General features: G+C 58.2%; 21 protein-coding genes. 17 read left to right on the forward strand and 4 right to left on the reverse strand.

Going from position 1 to position 19,513, the window contains the following annotated elements; all coding sequences use genetic code 11:
* Window positions 1–5 precede the first annotated feature (5 nt).
* Window positions 6–1,217: a urate hydroxylase PuuD gene (locus tag B7L15_RS00605; RefSeq protein WP_085917115.1), complete on the forward strand. Its 1,212-nt coding sequence runs from the start codon at window positions 6–8 to the stop codon at window positions 1,215–1,217.
* 16 nt (window positions 1,218–1,233) lie between these two features.
* A complete protein-coding gene (locus B7L15_RS00610) occupies window positions 1,234–1,947 on the forward strand; it encodes a GntR family transcriptional regulator (RefSeq protein ID WP_085917116.1) in 714 nt (237 codons plus the stop codon).
* A gap of 226 nt (window positions 1,948–2,173) precedes the next feature.
* Here the strand turns inward: B7L15_RS00610 and B7L15_RS00615 are convergent, their stop codons facing one another.
* The 3 genes from B7L15_RS00615 to B7L15_RS00625 all read right to left on the reverse strand — a co-directional run bounded on the left by B7L15_RS00615 (window position 2,174) and on the right by B7L15_RS00625 (window position 5,934).
* Window positions 2,174–3,655 carry an NCS1 family nucleobase:cation symporter-1 gene (locus B7L15_RS00615; protein ID WP_085917117.1) on the reverse strand — a complete coding sequence of 494 codons (1,482 nt, stop codon included), beginning with the start codon at window positions 3,653–3,655 and terminating at the stop codon, window positions 2,174–2,176.
* A gap of 29 nt (window positions 3,656–3,684) precedes the next feature.
* The gene (locus B7L15_RS00620; protein ID WP_085917118.1) at window positions 3,685–5,055 is read right to left on the reverse strand and encodes an NCS1 family transporter; all 1,371 of its coding nucleotides are present in this window, start codon (window positions 5,053–5,055) and stop codon (window positions 3,685–3,687) included.
* Window positions 5,056–5,175: 120 nt separating this feature from the next.
* Window positions 5,176–5,934 (reverse strand): aspartate/glutamate racemase family protein, encoded by a 759-nt coding sequence (locus tag B7L15_RS00625; RefSeq protein ID WP_254902815.1) that lies wholly within the window; start codon window positions 5,932–5,934, stop codon window positions 5,176–5,178.
* Window positions 5,935–6,248: 314 nt separating this feature from the next.
* Here B7L15_RS00625 and puuE point away from each other — a divergent pair, with 314 nt between their 5' ends.
* The 14 genes from puuE (at window position 6,249) to B7L15_RS00690 (ending at window position 17,385) form a co-directional block, all read left to right on the forward strand.
* The gene (gene puuE, locus B7L15_RS00630; RefSeq protein WP_085917119.1) at window positions 6,249–7,178 is read left to right on the forward strand and encodes an allantoinase PuuE; all 930 of its coding nucleotides are present in this window, start codon (window positions 6,249–6,251) and stop codon (window positions 7,176–7,178) included.
* Between the two features lie 21 nt (window positions 7,179–7,199).
* A complete protein-coding gene (locus tag B7L15_RS00635) occupies window positions 7,200–8,075 on the forward strand; it encodes a MurR/RpiR family transcriptional regulator (protein ID WP_085917120.1) in 876 nt (291 codons plus the stop codon).
* Window positions 8,076–8,381: 306 nt separating this feature from the next.
* The gene (locus B7L15_RS00640; protein WP_085917121.1) at window positions 8,382–9,236 is read left to right on the forward strand and encodes a transporter substrate-binding domain-containing protein; all 855 of its coding nucleotides are present in this window, start codon (window positions 8,382–8,384) and stop codon (window positions 9,234–9,236) included.
* An 8-nt stretch (window positions 9,237–9,244) separates the two neighbouring features.
* On the forward strand, window positions 9,245–9,688 hold the full coding sequence (locus B7L15_RS00645; RefSeq protein ID WP_441316938.1) for an amino acid ABC transporter permease: 444 nt from the start codon (window positions 9,245–9,247) through the stop codon (window positions 9,686–9,688).
* Between the two features lie 30 nt (window positions 9,689–9,718).
* Window positions 9,719–9,922: a hypothetical protein gene (locus B7L15_RS20065; RefSeq protein WP_441316939.1), complete on the forward strand. Its 204-nt coding sequence runs from the start codon at window positions 9,719–9,721 to the stop codon at window positions 9,920–9,922.
* Window positions 9,919–10,575, forward strand: coding sequence for an amino acid ABC transporter permease (locus B7L15_RS00650; protein ID WP_085917122.1), 657 nt, complete (start codon window positions 9,919–9,921; stop codon window positions 10,573–10,575). Before B7L15_RS20065 ends, B7L15_RS00650 begins: the two co-directional genes overlap by 4 nt.
* Window positions 10,556–11,284: an amino acid ABC transporter ATP-binding protein gene (locus tag B7L15_RS00655; protein WP_085917123.1), complete on the forward strand. Its 729-nt coding sequence runs from the start codon at window positions 10,556–10,558 to the stop codon at window positions 11,282–11,284. The genes B7L15_RS00650 and B7L15_RS00655 overlap by 20 nt, the downstream gene beginning before the upstream one ends.
* A gap of 88 nt (window positions 11,285–11,372) precedes the next feature.
* Window positions 11,373–12,230 (forward strand): bifunctional allantoicase/(S)-ureidoglycine aminohydrolase, encoded by an 858-nt coding sequence (locus B7L15_RS00660; RefSeq protein WP_085917124.1) that lies wholly within the window; start codon window positions 11,373–11,375, stop codon window positions 12,228–12,230.
* A 9-nt stretch (window positions 12,231–12,239) separates the two neighbouring features.
* Entirely contained in the window at window positions 12,240–12,731 is a 492-nt protein-coding gene (locus tag B7L15_RS00665) for an ureidoglycolate lyase (RefSeq protein ID WP_085917125.1), read from the forward strand.
* Between the two features lie 82 nt (window positions 12,732–12,813).
* Entirely contained in the window at window positions 12,814–14,298 is a 1,485-nt protein-coding gene (pyk, locus tag B7L15_RS00670; protein WP_085917126.1) for a pyruvate kinase, read from the forward strand.
* A 3-nt stretch (window positions 14,299–14,301) separates the two neighbouring features.
* Window positions 14,302–15,081 carry a molybdate ABC transporter substrate-binding protein gene (gene modA / locus B7L15_RS00675; RefSeq protein ID WP_085917282.1) on the forward strand — a complete coding sequence of 260 codons (780 nt, stop codon included), beginning with the start codon at window positions 14,302–14,304 and terminating at the stop codon, window positions 15,079–15,081.
* Window positions 15,082–15,101: 20 nt separating this feature from the next.
* Entirely contained in the window at window positions 15,102–15,749 is a 648-nt protein-coding gene (gene modB / locus B7L15_RS00680) for a molybdate ABC transporter permease subunit (RefSeq protein ID WP_233337278.1), read from the forward strand.
* Window positions 15,742–16,848, forward strand: coding sequence for an ABC transporter ATP-binding protein (locus tag B7L15_RS00685; protein ID WP_254902816.1), 1,107 nt, complete (start codon window positions 15,742–15,744; stop codon window positions 16,846–16,848). The genes modB and B7L15_RS00685 overlap by 8 nt, the downstream gene beginning before the upstream one ends.
* Before the next feature lie 15 nt (window positions 16,849–16,863).
* Window positions 16,864–17,385 carry a DUF192 domain-containing protein gene (locus tag B7L15_RS00690; protein ID WP_085917129.1) on the forward strand — a complete coding sequence of 174 codons (522 nt, stop codon included), beginning with the start codon at window positions 16,864–16,866 and terminating at the stop codon, window positions 17,383–17,385.
* Here B7L15_RS00690 and B7L15_RS00695 read toward each other — a convergent pair.
* Entirely contained in the window at window positions 17,382–18,242 is an 861-nt protein-coding gene (locus tag B7L15_RS00695; RefSeq protein WP_085917130.1) for a DMT family transporter, read from the reverse strand. The two genes, B7L15_RS00690 and B7L15_RS00695, sit on opposite strands and share 4 nt — an antisense overlap.
* A 233-nt stretch (window positions 18,243–18,475) precedes the next feature.
* Here B7L15_RS00695 and B7L15_RS00700 point away from each other — a divergent pair, with 233 nt between their 5' ends.
* A complete protein-coding gene (locus B7L15_RS00700; protein WP_085917131.1) occupies window positions 18,476–19,486 on the forward strand; it encodes a DctP family TRAP transporter solute-binding subunit in 1,011 nt (336 codons plus the stop codon).
* Window positions 19,487–19,513 lie beyond the last annotated feature (27 nt).

Genomic DNA, 19,513 nt, shown 5'->3' on the forward strand with positions numbered 1-19,513 from the left:
CAGTGATGCAAACGTATTTGATAGACGCGGTTAACCTGCTGCTGCGGTGGCTGCATGTAATTGCGGCCATCGCCTGGATCGGTGAGTCCATCTATTTCGTGATGCTGGATAACAGCCTGCGTACGCCAAAGGCCGAAGCGGACCGCCAGAAGGGGATTTTTGGCGAGATGTGGGCCGTCCATGGCGGTGGCTTCTATCATAACCAGAAGTACACCACGGCCCCCGACAAACTGCCCAACGACCTGCACTGGTCGTTCTGGAAAGCCTACACTACCTGGCTTTCCGGCTTTGCCCTGTTCGTCATCCTCTACATGGTCAACCCTGGCTTCTACCTGATAAACCCGGATAGCCCGTGGCAGTGGGCGGCCAACATGTCAGGCTGGCAGGCCAACCTGCTGGCGTTACTGTTCCTGCTCGGCGGCTGGGTGGTTTACAACCAGCTGTGCAAACGCATCAGCCCCACCATGCAGCGCGACGGCCTGTTGAGTATCGCTGTGGCGGTCATGATGGTGGTGGTTGCCTATTTAAGCACCCAGCTGTTTGGCGGGCGGGCAGCCTTCCTGCTCACCGGGGCCGTGATGGCCACCGCCATGTCCGCGAATGTGTTCTTCTGGATTATCCCCGGCCAGCGGCGCATGGTGAAGGCCATGAAAGCAGGCGATGCGCCCAACCCTCTGGATGGCAAGCGCGGCAAGCAGCGCTCAGTGCATAACACCTACTTCACCTTGCCCGTGGTACTGCTGATGGTCAGCAACCACTACTCGTTTCTTTACTCCCACGAGCTGGCCTGGGTAGCGATGTCGCTGCTGATCTTTGCAGGCGCCGTTATCCGCCAGTTTTTTGTGCTACTGCACGCGGGCAAGCGGCAGTGGGGCTACCCGGCGGCTGGCGTGGTGCTGGTCATCCTGGCGTTTTGGGTAGCGGCACCGGATTCGCAAACCGCTGACCCATCAGATCGCGACACCCAGGTCAGCGATGTCGGCGACAATCAGATAGCGGGGCTGATTGAGGAGCACTGCATGCAGTGCCACGCAAGCAATCCTGAACATGCCGGTTTCTCCGCGCCACCGGCCGACTATGCGTTCGACGACTGGGACGACATCCTGGCCCACAAAGCGGTCATACAGCAGGTGGTCGAGAGTCGCTACATGCCGTTAGGTAACATGACCGAGATGAGCGATGAAGAACGCGATACCATCGCCGCCTGGGACGAATGATCAATGAGGAGAGTCGATGAGTGATGCGCAGGCGGTTAAGCGATCGGCGTCGAAAGCGGAAGGCGATGAACGCCACGAGGCGATTTATCGCGCGGTGAGCGACGCGATTGTTGAACAGCGGCTTAAGCCCGGCGCACGGCTGCGTGAAGATGCCTTGGCCGATGTGTTCGGCATCAGCCGCACCGGGATCCGCAAGATATTGCAGCGCCTGGCGCTGGAGCAACTGGTGACCCTGACGCCGCGCCGTGGGGCCAGCGTTACCCGGCCCACCGCCGACGAAGCCAAGGATGTGTTTGATGCGCGCCAGTTGATCGAATGCGGGTTAATGCCCGACGTGGCGCGGCGCATGGGCGACAAAGAAGCAGCGGAACTACGCGACATGGCCAAGCGCGAGCGCCAGGCGTTGCGCAACGGCGAGCAGAGCGTGGCGATACGCCTGTCGGCGGATTTTCACGTTCGCATAGCGCAGCTTTCCGGCAATGCGACACTGGCAGCCTTCGTGGAAAGCCTGTGTTCACGTTCATCGCTGATCTTGGCCGTCTATGGCCATCCCGGCCACTTAGGTTGTGAATCCCACGACCACGACGACCTGGTCGGCTATCTGGAAACCGGCAATGGCGAGCGCGCAAGCGCGTTTATGAGCCGTCATCTGAAAGCTATTGAAGCCTCGCTCTCGATGGTCGAAGAGGAAGAGAACGTGCCCGATTTGCAGCAGATTTTTGGGGGTTAAGGAGGCTTGCACTTAATTGGTATTGCAATACCAGCCCGACAGAAAAATATGCGCTGTAGATTGAAAAAAGCTCATTACACTGGGCTTCAATACCGCGAAATGAATTGCCATGTGAGGCTACTAACGGGCTTCATAATGACCGGTTTAGACCGACATATAAAAAACGCCATCGGCGTTGAACCGATGGCGTTTAGAATCATTAGCCGCTAGCACCGGCTAATTCATTTCAGCTTGTCTTCTGCTCAGCAAGAGTAGGCTCTACCTTAAACTGCCGCATCAAACCGTAGTAGAAAAGCCCGCCGAGGCCCGCGCCCATTAACCAGCCGTAGCCATTCAGGCTTGCCAGCGCCGGTACCAGCACAGTGGAAATCGAGAACAGTGCTGCCACGCCAAAGGCGATCAGTGCACGGGTATTCCAGCCGTTGGTGTAATAGTAGGCACCGTTGGCGTCGGAGGAAAACAGCTCCTGCATATTCAAATGCTGGCGCTTGATCAGGTAGTAGTCGACCACGATGATGCCGTAGAAAGGGGCCACGATGGCCCCCACCGCATTCACAAACCCAGGTACGCCAATCTGGCTGATGACCGAGACCCACAGCGCGCCAACAAAAAACGCGATGATCGCCGTGATCAGGCCACCCAGTTTAAAGCTCACCTTGCTGGGGAAGAGGTTGGCGAGGTCGTAGGCGGGCGGAATAAAGTTCGCCACCAGGTTGATGCCCACGGTGGCGGCGAAGAAGGTCAGGGCGGCCACGATCGTCAACGCCAGATTATCCACACGTTCGACAATGTCGGAAGGGTTGGTCAACGCCTCGCCGAACAAGACCAGCGTGCCCGCCGTGATGATCAGCGCGATAAACGAGAAGAACGCGACGTTAAGCGGCAAGCCCAGCAGGTTGCCCAGCTTCATCTGGCGTTCGGTTTTCACAAAGCGGGTAAAGTCGCCGAAGTTGATCACCACTGCCGCGAAGTAGGCCACCATGGTGCCCACAATGGCCATGAAGGCACTAACTGGATGCGTGGTGGTATCGGCTTCGCCGCCGCTGAAAATCGTGTCAATCGCAGGCAATAATTCGCTGCCAGCCTTGACCCAGACGATGACCATGAGCGCGATCATGACCAGGTAAACCAGCGGCCCTGCCCAGTTGAGGAAGTGCTTGATACGCTCGATGCCCGCCCAGAAGATCGCGATCTGGAACAGCCAGACGATGATGAACGATATCCACGCTAAGCCGGATAATCCCAGGAAAGTGGCGCCGTCACCGCCACCGAACAGCGCTGCCAGCAGCAGCGTCATGGCGGTAGAGGCAAAGTAGGTCTGCACGCCGTACCAGAAAATCCCCACAATCGCCCGCAGCATCGCGGGCAGGTTGGCCCCACGCACGCCCATGCTGGCGCGTACCATCACCGGAAAGGGAATGCCGTACTTGACGCTGGGCTTGCCGGTCAGGTTGACCAGAAACATCACGATCACGCCCGCCAGGATGATGGCGGCCATGACGGCCCAGCCATTGAGGCCGTAAGTCAAAAATAGCGAAGCGGCCAGGGTATAGCCAAAAAGGCTCTGGATGTCGTTGGACCAGACGTTGAATATCTCGAACGCTCCCCAGTTGCGGTCCTGGGGTTTCAGTGGCGCGAGGTCCTCGTTATACAGCGTGGGATCGATATGCTTGATATCCAGATCGCCGACGTCGTTACGCTTGTTCATGGCATTAGCTCTTGTAGTGGCGAGTGGATTTACGAGTTAAAACGCTGGCAGGCGGGCCAGTGCTTCATCAACAGGAAGTAGGTCAGCCCGGCGGGAATCAGGCTGGCGTACCAGGAAACGGCTGAGAACAGCAGCGCCGCCACAATGCCCACGGCGGTGGCGATCAAGGCCGCCGCATTAACACCCCGGTATGGGCCGCTGGCGTCGTAAAGCTTGTCCAGATCCAGCGTGCGACGACGAATCACGTAATAATCCACCACCAGAATGGCGAAGATCGGGCCGAGAAAGGCAGAGTAGGTTTGCACGAAAAGCTGCAACCCTTCTGCCGATCCCGGCTGCACCAGCTTCCAGGGAAAGGTCGCGAACGCCAGCAGTCCGACGATCACGGTGGCCACGGGGAACTTGAGCTTAAAGATATCCATCAGGACGTAGGTGGGCGGAACGACGTTATTCAGAACGTTGGTCGTTACCTGCGCAAAGGCGATGAACAGTAGCGTGGTCATCAGCAGCGGGGTGTTATCCACGGCGTTGGCGAAGACCTGGATGGGGTCGGCGGTGCCGGTGGCTTCCGAGACCATAAAACCAATCAGGCCCATGAACAGCGTGCAGGGCAGAATCGACATGGCATACAGCGTGGTCAGCAGGCCCGGCCCCGAGCCGGTTTTATGCTCCCGGGAGTAGTCGCTGACGTTGAGCATCATGGTGCTGTAGATGCCCAGAAACAGCATGGTTGCGCCCCAGAACGGCATGCCCCAGGAACCTTCCATGGTCAGCAGGTTTGCCGACAGTTCATCGCCGTAGCGCTGAATGGTAGCTACAAACATGTAGACCAGTGACAGGAGAATAAACCCGCTACCCAGATTTTCCAGCCACTTGATGCCCTGAAAACCGGTAACCGAAAGAGCGATTTGCAGCAGCTGGAAGGTAATGAAGTAGAACACCAGATTATCAAAGCCAAACAGCGTCGCTGACACCATGTTCAGCGCACCGGCGCCGATCCAGCTTTGAAACCCGTACCACACGATCGCCGGTACCGCGCGAACCAGCCCTGGCAGCCGGGTGCCCGCAAAGCCAAAGGCGCTGCGGGCCTGGACCATGAAGGGAATGCCGTATTTATAGCCAGCGGCACCGTTGAGCGCCAAGGCAATGCCAATCACAAAGCAGCCAATGGCGATCGCCAGCGTCGCCTGAATCAGGTTGAGCGTGCCGACCACACTCGAACCCATGGCAAAGGTGCCAATGGACACGCAGCCGCCAAACCAGGCAAGAAAATAAGAGGCGCGCCCCATTATTCGCGTACTTTGTGGCGCGAGCGATTCGTCGCCTATGCTTTTCTGGCCGTCGCTGGGTGTAACGGTCGCTGGGTCGTCCGACGTCAGACCCGATGGTGATGCACTCATGGTGTGAACCTCGCAAGATGGCTGTTATTGACCCTCAGCGGTGCTGGGGATGCTTGCGGCTGGCGTGTGTTTTTGATGCGGTCATTGTTATTGGCTGGCATCGTGATGGTGTCTTGTGGGTTAGCCTCCGGGCGGCAGTGTCAGGTTTGAAAAATCGGCAAACTGACCGGTAAACGGTTTGGGCCGCGGGTAAGCCAGGTCGCCGTGCTTGCTGGTAAAGAGCCCCAGCCCCACCAAGGATTCGGCAAGCTTGAGCCCAGCGCTGACACCCTCGACAACGGGCAGGCCTACCTCACGGCTAATTTCCTGGGTGAGGTTGGCCATGCCGCCGCAGCCCAGCACAATGGCGCCAATACCATCTTCGTCGCGGGCTCGGCAGCATTCTTGCACAATGCGCTGGTAGGCGACTTCGGGGTGGTGTTCAAGGTCCAGAACCGGGATTTCGGCGGCGCGAATGCGTCGGCAGTGCTGTCGAAAGCCGTACTGTTCCAGCAGGTGTTCGGCAATGATGCCGGTGCGGCCAAGCGTGGTGACAATCGAAAACCGCGTGCTGATCAGCGTCGCCATGTGAAAGGCGGCTTCGGCAATGCCCACCACCGGGGCGCGGGTCAGCTCACGGGCAGCGAGCAACCCAGGGTCACCGAAACAGGCCACGACATAGGCATCGATGTTGCCTTCCTGCTCGCCCTTGATGACTTCCTGTGCGACGCCGACGGCGCTGATTGCCTCATCGAAATGGCTTTCAATCGACACTGGGCCAGCTTCCGGCTGACAGGCACTGATCTGCGTGCCTGCGGCGGCATAGTCGTTGGCGGCACGATAAATCGAGGCGGTCATTGAGGCCGTGGTATTGGGGTTGATAAGGCGTATATGGGCCACCCGATTCTCCTCTTGGTCGCAATACGTTCGTTTCAGGTAAACAATTTATCTTTTCTTGTATACAAAATAGGGCGATTTTTCGCCCACCGCAAGTGCGAGACTGCGTCAAATGTCAAGTTGTTAGTTGACCAATTGATCAACTTTTGCGCTGTTCGCTGCTTTATTGTTAGTGAAACATCCCCTGTCTCAACCTATTCGCTTTGTCGTGCGTTGCGGTTAAGGTTTGATCAGGCTATTTTGTATACAAGCTAATAATGCGTTGCGAATGATCATGTTATGTCGACGCATGCCAGGATTCATCTAAGGAGCCGTCTATGACACAGCGCCATTACCCCCGCGACTTGATCGGTTACGGACGCACCCCGCCCCATGCCAACTGGCCCGGCAACGCTAAAATAGCGGTGCAGTTCGTGCTTAACTACGAGGAGGGTGGCGAGAACTGCGTGCTGCATGGCGACTCAGGTTCCGAGCAGTTCCTGTCAGAAATCATCGGCGCACCGTCCTATCCAGACCGCCATCTGAGCATGGAGTCGATTTATGAATACGGCTCCCGAGCCGGGGTGTGGCGCATTCTGCGCGAGTTCGAGAAGCGTGATTTGCCGCTGACGGTGTTTGGCGTGGCCATGGCGCTGGAGCGCAACCCCGAGGCCGCCCTGGCCTTCAAGGAGTTGGGCCATGAAATTGCCTGCCACGGCTATCGCTGGATTCACTATCAGGAAGTCCCCGAACATATCGAGCGCGAACACCTGCAAAACGCCATGGATATCTTTACACGCCTGTATGGAGAGAAGCCGCTGGGCTGGTACACCGGCCGCGATAGCCCCAATACCCGGCGCCTGGTGCTGGATGAAGGCGGCTTCCTTTACGATAGTGATTATTACGGCGACGACTTGCCTTTCTGGACGCAGGTAACCGATAGTCAGGGCGGTGATCATCATCATCTGATCGTGCCTTATACGCTGGACAGTAACGACATGCGCTTTGCCGCGCCGCAAGGTTTTAATACCGCGGATCACTTCTTTACCTACCTGCGCGATGCGTTCGATGTGCTCTACGCGGAAGGGGAGGAGGCGCCCAAGATGCTTTCGGTGGGCATGCATTGCCGTTTATTGGGGCGTCCAGGGCGTTTTCGTGCCCTGCAGCGCTTTTTGGATTACATCGAAACCCACGACCGCGTTTGGGTGACCCGGCGGGTCGATATCGCCCGCCATTGGGCGGAGCACCACCCGCCATCAACGCGTTAATCAAGCAGCTAAAAGGATATTATGACGCCGCATATCGGACAGCGGATTACCGCCCAGTTTGACGCGCTAAGTGCCCAGGAACAGCGCGTGGCGAGCTTTATCCTCGATCACTTTGATGATCTTGCGGTATACAGCGCTGCCGATTTGGCGCGCTTGACCGGGGTCTCCAAATCGACTGTCAGCCGACTGTTCAAGCGATTGGGGTTCGAAAGCTATCGCTCGGTTAAAGACCACGCCCGTCAACTGCGCAACCTGGGGGTGCCCTTGGTGATCGATGCCAACGCCATGCAGGGTGAGGCGGGCGCGCCGTTCCAGCGTCACTTGCAGCGCGAGCAGGATAATCTGCAGCGCTGCCTGAATGGCATCGCGGCGGATCAATTTACCGCGCTGGTAGAGCGCCTGGCTAGCGCACGTCATGTGGTCGTGATCGGGTTTCGTAACAGCTATCCCTTGGCGCTGCATTTTCGCCAGCAGTTGATTCAGGCACGCTCCCAGGTGCGTGTGGTACCCCAGCCCAACCAATCGTTGGCTGAAGAGATTGTCGATCTCAACGAGCAGGATGTGGTGGTACTGTTTGGTTTTCGCCGCCGCCCGGCAGCATTTGCCGCGCTGGTGAATGCCCTCGAGCACTCGCCAGCCGAGGTGGCGCTGATCGCCGACCCTACCGCGGTAAATTTTGTCTCCCAGGTCGACTGGCTGATGGAAGCGCCGCTGGAAAGCCTCTCGGCGTTTGATAGCTACGCCACCGCCAATAGCCTGATCTGCCTGCTGGCCAACGGCGTATTGCACCGGCGCCTTGGTGAAGGTCGAAAGCGGATCAGTGCGATCAGCGATAGTTACGCTGACCTCAGCGAACTGGAATCACCCATCATGAGTGTTGATTGGAACGCCCAGTAGACTTCCACCCTGTCGTAGTGCATATCGTTCTTTTGTTGGTTTGAAACCGCACCAACACCATGCACACCTCCTTCCTTTCTGGCGCAGCGACCGCTGCACCATCGCCCGTGGTTTCAATAAAGTGCTGTTATAAATGCGGTTAGCGACTTCTGGCATCGCCATTGCTTTTATGTGAGTAGGTGAAACGAAAGTTTCTTGTATCTGCTGTATGAAACAAAGCTTTCATTAGCCTTACATGAATTGCCGCTTCGGCTTATTACATACAAAGCATTCCTTAATAAAACGCGTCCCTGCCAGGAGAGTCCTATGAAATTGTTATCGCAGCGTTTCAACCACGCCTTTAATGGCCGCTTCAAGCGGTTGCAGTCCGGTCTTTTAGCAACGGGCTTGAGTGCCGCTGTTGCCCTGGGGGCTGTCGCGACAAGCCCAGACGTTCAGGCGGATGCCCTTGAGGACATCGAATCCCGAGGCACCGTTCGCATTGCCGTGCCGCAGGATTTTCCGCCGTTCGGCTCGGTGGGTACCGACCTGGAACCCCGTGGCTACGACATTGATATGGCCAACTACCTCGCCGACGAGATGGGCGTGGAGCTTGAATTGATTACCGTGACGAGCGCCAACCGGATTCCCTATTTGCAGACCGGCCAGGCGGATCTGGTGATTTCCAGCCTGGGTAAGAACCCTGAGCGCGAAGCGGCGATTGATTTTTCAGACGCCTATGCGCCGTTCTTTTTGGGTGTGTTCAGCGCCGATGAAGATGAAAGCGTGGAGAGCCCGGAAGGCTTGGCCGATAAAACCATCGGTGTAACCCGTGGTGCCGTGGAAGATATGGAGCTTTCCGAGATTGCACCAGACTCCACCACGGTGCAGCGCTTTGAAGATAACGCCACCACCATTTCCGCGTTTCTTTCCGGGCAGGTCGATTATGTTGCCACCGGTAACGTGGTAGCGGCCGAGATCGCCGAGCGTAATAGCGACCGGGCGCCCTCGCTGGTGTATCAGTTGAAAGATTCACCCTGCTACGTGGGCATGAATAAAAATGAGCCTGCGCTGATGAAAGAGGTTAACCGCCTGATCGCCCAGGCGCTTGAAGACGGTACCTTGAACGAGATGTCCCAGCGCTGGTTCAGTGCCGACCTGCCTGAAAACTTCGGTAGCTGAGGTTCATCATGGGGCCAACACTCGATTTCCTTACCCTGTTGCCCTACGTCAGTGAGCTTCTGAAAGGCCTTACCACCACGGTCATCCTGACCGTGGTGACCACCTTGACGGGGCTTGCGCTGGCGGTGGCCGTGGCTTATCTACGCGCGAATGCGCAGCCATGGGTGCGTTGGGGGCTCGGCGGTTACGTCGAATTGACCCGTAACACTCCCTTTATCGTGCAACTGTTTTTTATCTTTTTTGGGCTACCTGGGCTCGGCATCAAAATCGATGCCATTACCGCGGCCTTTATTGCCATGACGCTCAACCTGGCTGCCTACAGCGCCGAGATACTCCGTGCCGGTATCGGTGCGACGGCGAAAGGGCAACTGGAGGCCGGGCGGGCGTTGGGCATGACCACATTGCAAAACTATCGCCATGTCGTGCTGGTGCCTGCTTTTGCGCGGGTTTAACCCGCACTTATCAGCCAGTCGATTATCGTCATGCTGGGGTCGGCGGTGGTGTCACAGATTTCGGTGTTTGATCTGACCTACGCGGCCAACTTTATCCAGTCGCGAAATTTTCGCAGCTTTGAGGTCTACCTGCTGATCACGCTGGTTTATCTGCTTCTCGCCTTTGGTATGCGGCGCAGCTTTATGCTGGTGGGCAAACGCCTATTCGCCTATCAGCAAGGAGAGCAACGATGATCGAGTTCACTTACTGGGACATTCTGCGCAACCTGTTGATGGCGGCGCGCTGGACGGTAGTGCTGTCGCTGATTGCCTTTGTGGGTGGGGCGACGGTAGGGCTGCTGTTGACCTTTATGCGCCTTTCCAGCAACCGCTGGCTGCAGCGTTTAACGTCACTCTACGTTGATCTTTTCCAGGGCACGCCGCTGCTGATGCAGCTGTTCTTGATCTTCTTTGGTGCCGCTGCCATGGGCCACCAGATTTCACCCTGGGTAGCAGCCTCCATTGCGCTCACGCTATTCACTAGCGCCTTTCTGACTGACATCTGGCGGGGGTGCCTGGAGGCGGTGGCCAAAGGGCAGTGGCATGCATCGCAGGTGCTGGGGATGAATTATTTCCAGACCATGCGTCATGTGATTCTGCCCCAGGCGCTGCGGCTTTCGGTTCCGCCCACGGTGGGGTTCTCGGTGCAGGTCATCAAAGGCACGGCACTGGCGTCCATCATTGGTTTTGTCGAGCTGACCAAGGCCGGCACCATGCTCAACAACGCCACCTTTGAGCCCTTCACCATTTTTGCCCTTGTGGCCCTTCTTTACTTCGCGCTGTGCTACCCGCTTTCGTGCTATGCGCGCTATCTGGAGAAAAAGCTCTATGACGCTGGTCTGCGTTGATAACGTTCATAAAGCCTTTGGCGACTTGGAAGTGCTTAAAGGTATTAATCTTTCGGTCGCACAGGGCGAAGTCGTCGCCATTATTGGCCGCAGCGGCTCGGGTAAAAGCACCCTGTTGCGCTGTTTGAATCAGCTTGAAAAGCACGACAGCGGCAAGATTACCATCGCCGACAAGCAACTGGATGCGGCTTCCATGTCGCCCAGGGAACTGAGTGAAAACGTCGGTATGGTATTTCAAAGCTTCAACCTGTTTCCCCATAAAACCGTGGGTGAAAACGTTTGCCTGGCGCCCATAGTGGTACGCGGCGAAGGGAAGGGGGAAGTCGAGAAAATCGCCCATGAAGTGCTTGAGAAAGTCGGCCTCTCGGATAAATACGATGCTTACCCGGCGCAGCTTTCCGGCGGACAGCAGCAACGAGTGGCCATTGCTCGGGCGCTCGCCATGCGCCCTAAAGTGATGCTCTGCGATGAGGTGACCTCGGCGCTTGACCCAGAGTTGGTGGGGGAAGTGCTGCGCGTCCTGGAAACGCTGGCGGCCGAAGGCATGACACTGATTCTGGTGACTCACGAAATGGGCTTTGCCCGGGACGTGGCTGACCGCGTCGTGTTTATGCATCAGGGGCGGATCCATGAAGAAGGCGTCCCCAGTGAGTTGTTCGCTAATCCGCAAACGGCCGAATTGCGACAATTCATTTCGGCGGTCCTCTAGCGTAATATCGTATACAAGGACGCATACACAAGAATGCTGCGCTGGATGGCGCAGTCTACGACATCACGCTAGCTGATGAGGATATAAAATGCCTGCAATTCCTTCGCCCACTTACGGCGTCTCCACTTACTACGCCCCCACCGGCGGGCACCCGCCGCAAACGCAGATCACCGCCGACCGGGCGGTATTTACCGAGGCTTATGCGCTGATTCCCAAAGGCGTCATGCGCGATATCGTCACCAGTAACCTGCCGTTCTGGGAAGGCACCCGGCTGTGGGTGCTGGCGCGCCCATTGTCAGGATTTGCCGAGACGTTCTCCCAATACATCATGGAAGTGCAGCCGGAAGGTGGCAGCGATAAGCCGGAGTTGGACCCTCAGGCCGAGGGTGTGCTGTTTGTTGTCGACGGCGAGTTAACCCTGACGTTGGCAGGCGAGCGCCACACCATGCGTCCCGGTGGCTATGCATTTATCCCGCCGGGCAGCCATTGGCAGGTGCGCAATGAAAGCCTTGAACCAGTGCGCTTTCATTGGGTGCGTAAGGCGTATGAGTTTGTCGAAGGACTGGAGGTGCCCAAGGCGTTTGTCACCAACGAGCAGGATATAGCTCCCATCGAAATGCCGGGTACCGAAGGTCGCTGGGCGACCACGCGCTTTGTCGACCCGGCGGATGTTCGCCACGATATGCATGTCAATATCGTGACCTTTCAGCCGGGCGGCGTAATCCCCTTCGATGAAACCCATGTCATGGAACATGGCCTTTATGTGCTGGAGGGCAAGGCTGTTTATCACTTGAATCAAAACTGGGTGGAAGTCGAAGCCGGGGATTTCATGTGGCTGCGTGCCTTCTGCCCCCAGGCCTGCTATGCCGCTGGCCCGGGGCCTTTCCGGTATTTGTTGTATAAAGATGTTAATCGCCATGCCTCTCTAAAACTGTCATCTCGTTAAGGAGCCGCCATGTTGCAGCTAAAAGCCGAGCCGCTAACGGCAGGGGCCTTTGCTCCATTTGGCGATGTGATTGATGCGCGTACATCGACGTCGTTTCCCATTAATGCCGGGCGTACCCAGCGCCACCATGATCTGGCCAAGGTGGAGACCCTGGGTGAAAACGCCCGCACGCTGATTAATATCTTTGTCAGCCAGCCGGTCACCCTGCCGCTGGAACTCACGTTTCTGGAGCGCCATCCTCAGGGCAGCCAGGCGTTTATGCCGCTGCATGAAGAGCGGTTTATTGTGGTGGTTGCTCCCCCCGGCGAGCACATTGAAGACGCCAGCGTGCGGGCTTTTGTGACCGATGGTCGCCAGGGCGTCAATTATCGCGCGGGCACCTGGCACGCCATTCAATCGGTGCTGGACCGAGAAGGCGAGTTTTTAGTAGTAGACCGGGGCGGTGATGGCAACAACTGCGACGAATACCCTCTGTCGTTGCGGATTCACCTCGCCGATTAACTTGATGTGTTGCATAGCGGTCATGTTTCGCGCGTTATACTGTTAGGCTAGTGATCATCAACGTTTAGCGCCTGGGAGCTTTATGAACGCACTGCACCATTCCTCTATCCGCCGCACCAAGATTGTCGCCACCCTGGGGCCTGCCAGTGACCGCGAGGGCGTACTTGACGCCATGCTCGCGGCGGGTGTCGATGTGGTGCGGCTGAATTTTTCCCACGGTAGCGCCGACGATCATCGTCGCCGACTTCAAGAGGTACGTGAGGCCGCCGCCAAACTGGGCAAAAGTGTGGCCGCGTTAGGCGACCTCCAGGGCCCGAAAATCCGTGTTGCCCGCTTTAAAGAGGGCGCGGTGACGCTGCAGGAAAGCCAGCCGTTTATTCTCGATATGGCGATGGACGGTGACGCAGGCGACAGCACACGGGTCGGCTGCGACTACAAGACGCTTGCCGACGACGTCGTGGCGGGGGATCGCTTGCTGCTCGATGATGGCCGCGTGGTGCTGGATGTCACCGGCGTCGAAGGCTCGCAGATTCATACTCAGGTCGTGGTGGGCGGCAAGCTGTCCAACAATAAGGGCATTAACAAGCAGGGCGGTGGACTTTCAGCCCCAGCGCTCACTGAGAAAGACAAGGAAGACCTTAAAACCGCCGTCGAGATCGGCGTCGATTACCTGGCAATTTCCTTTCCACGCTCGGCCGAGGACATGCTTGAGGCGCGTCGCCTCTTGGGTGAGGAAGGGAAAGATATCGGCCTGGTGGCCAAGGTGGAGCGCGCCGAGGCGGTAGCCGATGACGCTACCTTGGATGGCATTATCGAAGCCTCCGAGGCGGTGATGGTCGCGCGTGGCGACCTGGGCGTCGAGATTGGCGATGCCCAGCTTGTAGGCGTTCAAAAGCGCATGATCAAGCGAGCGCGGACACTCAACCGTGCCGTGATCACGGCAACACAAATGATGGAGAGCATGATCGCGTCGCCGTTACCAACGCGTGCCGAGGTGTTCGACGTGGCCAACGCCGTGCTGGACGGCAGCGACGCAGTGATGCTGTCCGCGGAAACCGCCGCGGGTGATTATCCCGTCGAGACCGTCGATGCCATGGCACGGGTATGTCTGGGAGCCGAGCGCGAAAAAACCGCCCAAGAGTCTGGTCACCGCATCCACGAAGGCTTTACCCGCCCGGACGAAACCATTGCGCTGTCCGCCATGTACGCAGCCAACCACATGGAAGGCGTCAAGGCGATTGCGTGTATGACCTCGTCGGGCTATACCCCACTGATCGCCTCGCGGATCCGCTCGGGGCTGCCGATTGTTGGCCTGGCACATAACCCCATCGCCCAGCGCCGCATGGCGCTCTACCGTGGCGTGGTATCACTGCCGTTTGATACCTCTGAAATGACCGCCACTGAGCTTAATGACCGCGCGCTTGAGTTGTTGGTCAAGCAGGGGGTCGCCAAGCCTGGCGATTACGTGATTCTGACCCGCGGTGATCATATGAATGCTCATGGCGGTACCAACACCATGAAGGTCATGGCGATTAACGAGCAGCACCTTCCTCCAAAGGCGGGCTAGGTGATGCGTGGCCTATACCGGCATGGGCTGTTGTTGGCCTGGCTGCTGCTTACCGCCATGCCCGTGTCGGCGGGGACGGCAACAGTGGCGGCGGCGTCTTCCCTGCAGTTCGCGCTGACCGAAGCCGCCGAGCGCTTCGAGCACGACACCGGGCACACGCTGCGGCTGAACTTTGGCTCTTCGGGCAATTTTCGACGCCAGATTGCCCAGGGTGCGCCCTTTGAGCTTTTTCTTTCTGCAGATGAGCGCTACGTAGAGGCGCTACATGACGAAGGCCATACTCGTGATGAGGGGGTGATTTACGCCCATGGGCGTCTGGTGTGGCTGCAGCGGCCAGGGCAGGCAAAGTCGTTTGGCGATGCCCCCATGGCGGGCGTAGAGCAGGCACTGGCGCGCCATGCGAAGGGTGAGCGCCCCCGTATCGCGCTTGCCAATCCTGAGCACGCACCGTATGGCGTGGCCGCGCAGCAAGCACTGACGCATGCAGGGCTTTGGGATCAAACCGAACCGCTGAGGGTGCTGGGAGAAAACGTTTCCCAGGCGGCGCAATTCGCGCTTTCTGATGATGCCCAAGGCGGCCTGGTGGCCTATTCGCTGGCACTGGCGCCGCCGTTAGTCGATCGAAGTGAGTACATACTCATTCCTGAAGGCTGGCACGATCCGCTGCGCCACCGCATGGTGCTCACCTGCGAAGCGGGCGATACCGCCCAGGCGTTTTATACCTGGCTCCAGCAGGAAGAAGGGCGGGCGATCTTTCAACACTATGGGTTTAGTGCAGATTGATGGATTGGTCGGCGCTTTCTGTGTCATTCCGCCTGGCGGCGCTAACCTGTGCTTTTTTGCTGCCGATAGGTATTTTTCTGGGACGCTGGTTAGCGAGTGCCCGCTTTCGCGGTAAAGGCCTATGCGAGGCGCTGGTGGCGCTGCCGCTGGTGTTGCCGCCCACCGTATTGGGGTTTTATCTGCTGCAAAGTTTTGGCCGCGAGGCGCCGTTCGGCCAGCTGTGGATGTCGCTCACCGGGGGCGGTCTCAATTTTACCTTCAGCGGTATCCTGCTGGCCTCCTTGGTTGCCAACCTGCCCTTTGCCGTGCAGCCGATTCAGCGTGCGTTTGAGAACATCCCCCATAACTTGCGAGAAGCAGCGTGGTGCAGCGGGCTAAGCCCGTGGCAAACGCTGCTGCGCATTGAACTGCCGCTGGTATGGCCGGGTATCCTGTCCGCTGCCGCATTGACCTTCGCCCATACCCTGGGCGAGTTCGGCGTCATCCTGATGGTCGGTGGGGCGATAGACGGCGAAACCCGGACACTGGCGATCGCCATATATGACCGGGTACAGGCCTTTGACGAGCAGGGGGCGGCTCTGATGGCGGCGTTGCTGTTGGTGGTGTCATTTACCACCCTGGGCGTCGTCTATGGCTTGGCGGGTCGCCGGAGGTGGGCGCGTGGCTAGGTTGATAGTGAGCGCGGAACAAAGTGGGCCGATTCCACTCAATGCCGAGTTCAGCTGCTTGCCCGGCGAGCTGTTGGCGCTGGTGGGGCCGTCTGGGAGTGGTAAAACCACCTTGCTGCGTGCCATTGCCGGGCTGTATCGCCCCCAGCAGGGCCTTATTGAGTGTGCCGGACAAACCTGGTTTGACTCGCGGGGTAAGCGCTCGCTATCGCCCCAGCAACGCCGGGTCGGCATGGTGTTTCAGGATTATGCCCTTTTTCCTCATTTGACTGCCCTGGCCAATATTGCGGTGGCACTGCGGCATTTGCCGCCCGCCAGGCGCCGCCCTCAGGCGGAACAATGGCTTGAAACGGTGCGCTTGAAAGGTCTCGAAAGCCGCTATCCCAACGAGCTCTCCGGCGGCCAGCGTCAGCGTGTAGCCCTGGCGCGTGCGCTGGCTCGCGAGCCTCAGGTGCTGCTGCTCGACGAGCCGTTTTCGGCGGTGGACCAGGTAACTCGGCGACGGCTACAGCGCGAACTGGCCAGGCTTCGCCAGCAAATCTCGATACCCATCGTATTGGTCACCCACGACCTGGAAGAAGCCGCCGCGCTGGCGGATCAAGTTTGTGTGCTGCATAACGGTCGCAGTCTGCAACAAGCTTCGCCTGAAATCCTCTTCAGAACGCCTGCCTCGCCCAGCGTCGCAAGGCTGCTGGATCGGCATAACGTCTTTGCAGGGCAGGTGGTCGAGGTCGGTGGAGAGCGCCGTTTGCGCTGGGGCAACGCTCAACTGGACGTTGCCTCGGGGCTTGACGCGCTTCCTATCAATGAGCGTGTGGCGTGGTACCTGCCACCCTCGGATATCGTGCTCCATCGTCGCGACCGACCGTCGCTTGGCGAGCGGGAAAATCCGATTGCCGCGACGGTCGATGAGCTTGTTGTGTTAGGCGGCATGACCTCGGTCGCATTGCGCGTTCAACATGGCGATATGCTACGTTTCGATATTGCCACCCATGCGGCACGACGTAATCAACTGACCCCCGGCGCCGCAGTGCACGTATCACTGTTGGCGGGAGGGATTCATCTGATGCCAGGATACGGCGTTGATAGCGCCCGATAAGACAAGGAAAACACCATGACCATGAACCGCCGGTCGCTGCTCAAAGCCTCCATCATATTACCGCTGTCGCTATGGCTACCCGGGGCGTCATTGTGGGCGCAAGCGACGCCAGACGACGCTGAAACCTTGTCGTTGGCGATTCACACCCCGCAAGGCCCGCATCGCCTGGATGTCGAGCTGGCCGATACATTGGCTGAACGTCAGCGAGGGTTGATGCAGCGAGACCATCTCCCCGAAAAGCGCGGCATGCTGTTTGTCTTTGAAAGCGAACGGTCAGCCGGGAATGGGTTCTGGATGTACCGTACCTTGATCCCGCTGGACATTGCTTTCATCGACGATGCAGGGCACATCGTCGCCATTGACACCATGCAACCCTGCGAATCGTCGTCACCGAGTGACTGCCCCTCGTATGCCCCCGGCGCCGCCTATCATGCGGCGCTTGAAGTCAACGCTGGCTACTTTGCCGAACGGGGAATTGGCGTGGGTGACTGTGTATCCGTCTCCGCCCTGGCCGGCTTTTGCCAACCGGAAGATTAAGCCGGACGAGAGCGAGGGGTGATATTGAGCACAATCAGGGCAATGCCTGCGATTACCAGACCGCCGCCCAGCAGTTTATGCACGCCAAGGCTGTCGCCCAGCAAGAGCGCACCCAGGCCGACCGCCAATACCGGTACGAGGAGTGTCATGGGCACCACACGGTTGACCGGGTGGCGGCGTAACAGCGCGTACCAGATCCCGTAAGCGATGATGGATGACATCACGGCGGTGTAAATCATCGCCCCCCAGCCCAACCAGCTCGCCTGCTGAATTGCCTGCCACTGGCCGCTCTCAAACAGCCATGAAGCCAGGGCCACCTGCGGCACCGCAAACAGCGCGACCCAGCCCGCCAACGCCAGCGGCGCAATGGGCGGCCCGCGTTTAATTAACAACTGCGATACCGCCCAGCCCATGGCGCTGCACAACAGAATCGCCAATGGAAGTGGGGTCGGCAAGGTGGGGCCACCTGCCAGCACAATGATGCCAGCAAACGACAGCAACAGCCCCGCAATACGTTTTGGCCCAAGTTTTTCCTTGAGAAATATCACGGCCAGTAGCGTGGCAAAGGGTGTCCCCATCTGCACCAGAAGCGCTCCGGTGCCTGCCTCTGCCTGCTCCAGGCCAATGAACAACAGAGCAAAATGCAGACTGCCGAATGTCGTCGACAACAGCATCAAAAAAGGCAGTTGCGCCCGTGCCACCGGGTAAAAGGGCACCAATAATGCCGCGACCAGCATAAAGCGCAGCGTGGTCAGCAGCAGAGGGGGAAGCTCTGTCACGCCGACCTTGATGACGATGATGTTCAACGCCCAGATAGTGATGACAAAGAGGCCGAGCAGCAGGTCGCGTAGGGGCACGTTGATGTCCGTTGATAGATGGCAAAGGCCATCATTATATCAGCTTGGTAGACTGCCCAAATGATAGTGCCGTAAGTCGCTGCATTTTCTTCATCTTATGCTGCCAACAACGACCAGGGCGACCTTGGATGTCTTCCTTTTACTAGTGAAGTGCATACAATGAAGCGGGGTGCCGCCAACGGCAGGCGGCCGTTGAACACACCACCATAAAAACCGATAAAAAAGGATCTGTTATGACGCTGACACGCTCAATGGCTTGCATGTCTACCGGCCTGGCCGGTGCAATGTTGTTGTCTCTATCGCTTTCCGCACAGGCGCGTGAGCTTTCGGTTTCCACCGTATTGTCTGACGCTTTTCCGTGGGGGCAGGCGGCCGAAAAGTGGGCAGAACTGGTCGAGGAACGTAGCGACGGTGAACTGACGATGCGGGTGTATCCCAACTCACAGTTGGTATCCGGCGACCAGACCCGCGAATTCTCGGCCATGCGTTCAGGGCTGATTGACGCCGCCGTCGGCTCGACTATCAACTGGTCACCGCAGGTGCCCGAACTCAACCTTTTCTCGTTGCCGTTTTTCATTCCTGACGAGGCCGCTGTGGATGCGGTCACCGGTGGTGAGGCCGGAGAAATGGTGTTTGAAGCGATCGAGTCCCGTGGAGTTATTCCGCTGGCCTGGGGGGAAAATGGCTTTCGCCAGGTGTCTAATTCGCAAGGCCCCATCAGTGAACCGAGTGACTTGGACGGTTTGAAAATCCGCGTAGTAGGCTCGCCGCTGTTCCAGGATACGTTCTCCGCGCTGGATGCCGACCCGACACAAATGAGCTGGACCGATGCTCAGCCAGCGCTGACCACCGGTGCGGTTGACGGCCAGGAAAACCCGCTCTCGGTATTTGATGTGGCGCGCATTGACCAGGTCGGTCAGGAGCATCTGACGCTCTGGAACTACATGAACGACCCACTGATTTTTGCCGTCAACCAGCAGGTCTGGCAATCATTGAGTGAAGCACAGCAAACGATGCTGCGTGAAACCGCGGTTGAAGCGGGCGAGTGGGAAATCGCCATGACCCGAGAACAGGAAAGCGAGCGGCTTGAGGCCATTAAAGAACGCGGCGTGACGGTAACCGAACTAACCGATGCGCAGTACCAGGCCTTTGTCGACGCAACACAGTCCGTCTACGAAGAGTGGACCCCGCGTATCGGCGAGGACCTTGTAGAGGCCGCACAAGCCGCTATCGACGCACGCTAATCATCCCTGATGTTCTGTCTCCCAGTC

The sequence above is a fragment of the Halomonas sp. CSM-2 genome (assembly GCF_002119345.1).
GTDB classification, from domain to species: Bacteria; Pseudomonadota; Gammaproteobacteria; order Pseudomonadales; family Halomonadaceae; genus Vreelandella; species Vreelandella janggokensis.

What these genes read in the sequence shown, in the direction of transcription:
- B7L15_RS00700 (WP_085917131.1), top strand. Translation starts at nt 18,476, where the DNA reads ATGACGCTGACACGCTCAATGGCTTGCATGTCTACCGGCCTGGCCGGT.
- puuE (WP_085917119.1), top strand. Translation starts at nt 6,249, where the DNA reads ATGACACAGCGCCATTACCCCCGCGACTTGATCGGTTACGGACGCACC.
- B7L15_RS00620 (WP_085917118.1), bottom strand. Translation starts at nt 5,055, where the DNA reads ATGAGTGCATCACCATCGGGTCTGACGTCGGACGACCCAGCGACCGTT.
- B7L15_RS00640 (WP_085917121.1), top strand. Translation starts at nt 8,382, where the DNA reads ATGAAATTGTTATCGCAGCGTTTCAACCACGCCTTTAATGGCCGCTTC.
- B7L15_RS00635 (WP_085917120.1), top strand. Translation starts at nt 7,200, where the DNA reads ATGACGCCGCATATCGGACAGCGGATTACCGCCCAGTTTGACGCGCTA.
- B7L15_RS00650 (WP_085917122.1), top strand. Translation starts at nt 9,919, where the DNA reads ATGATCGAGTTCACTTACTGGGACATTCTGCGCAACCTGTTGATGGCG.
- pyk (WP_085917126.1), top strand. Translation starts at nt 12,814, where the DNA reads ATGAACGCACTGCACCATTCCTCTATCCGCCGCACCAAGATTGTCGCC.
- B7L15_RS00660 (WP_085917124.1), top strand. Translation starts at nt 11,373, where the DNA reads ATGCCTGCAATTCCTTCGCCCACTTACGGCGTCTCCACTTACTACGCC.
- B7L15_RS00610 (WP_085917116.1), top strand. Translation starts at nt 1,234, where the DNA reads ATGAGTGATGCGCAGGCGGTTAAGCGATCGGCGTCGAAAGCGGAAGGC.
- B7L15_RS20065 (WP_441316939.1), top strand. Translation starts at nt 9,719, where the DNA reads ATGCTGGGGTCGGCGGTGGTGTCACAGATTTCGGTGTTTGATCTGACC.
- B7L15_RS00645 (WP_441316938.1), top strand. Translation starts at nt 9,245, where the DNA reads ATGGGGCCAACACTCGATTTCCTTACCCTGTTGCCCTACGTCAGTGAG.
- B7L15_RS00655 (WP_085917123.1), top strand. Translation starts at nt 10,556, where the DNA reads ATGACGCTGGTCTGCGTTGATAACGTTCATAAAGCCTTTGGCGACTTG.
- B7L15_RS00605 (WP_085917115.1), top strand. Translation starts at nt 6, where the DNA reads ATGCAAACGTATTTGATAGACGCGGTTAACCTGCTGCTGCGGTGGCTG.
- B7L15_RS00690 (WP_085917129.1), top strand. Translation starts at nt 16,864, where the DNA reads ATGACCATGAACCGCCGGTCGCTGCTCAAAGCCTCCATCATATTACCG.
- modA (WP_085917282.1), top strand. Translation starts at nt 14,302, where the DNA reads ATGCGTGGCCTATACCGGCATGGGCTGTTGTTGGCCTGGCTGCTGCTT.
- B7L15_RS00615 (WP_085917117.1), bottom strand. Translation starts at nt 3,655, where the DNA reads ATGAACAAGCGTAACGACGTCGGCGATCTGGATATCAAGCATATCGAT.
- B7L15_RS00665 (WP_085917125.1), top strand. Translation starts at nt 12,240, where the DNA reads ATGTTGCAGCTAAAAGCCGAGCCGCTAACGGCAGGGGCCTTTGCTCCA.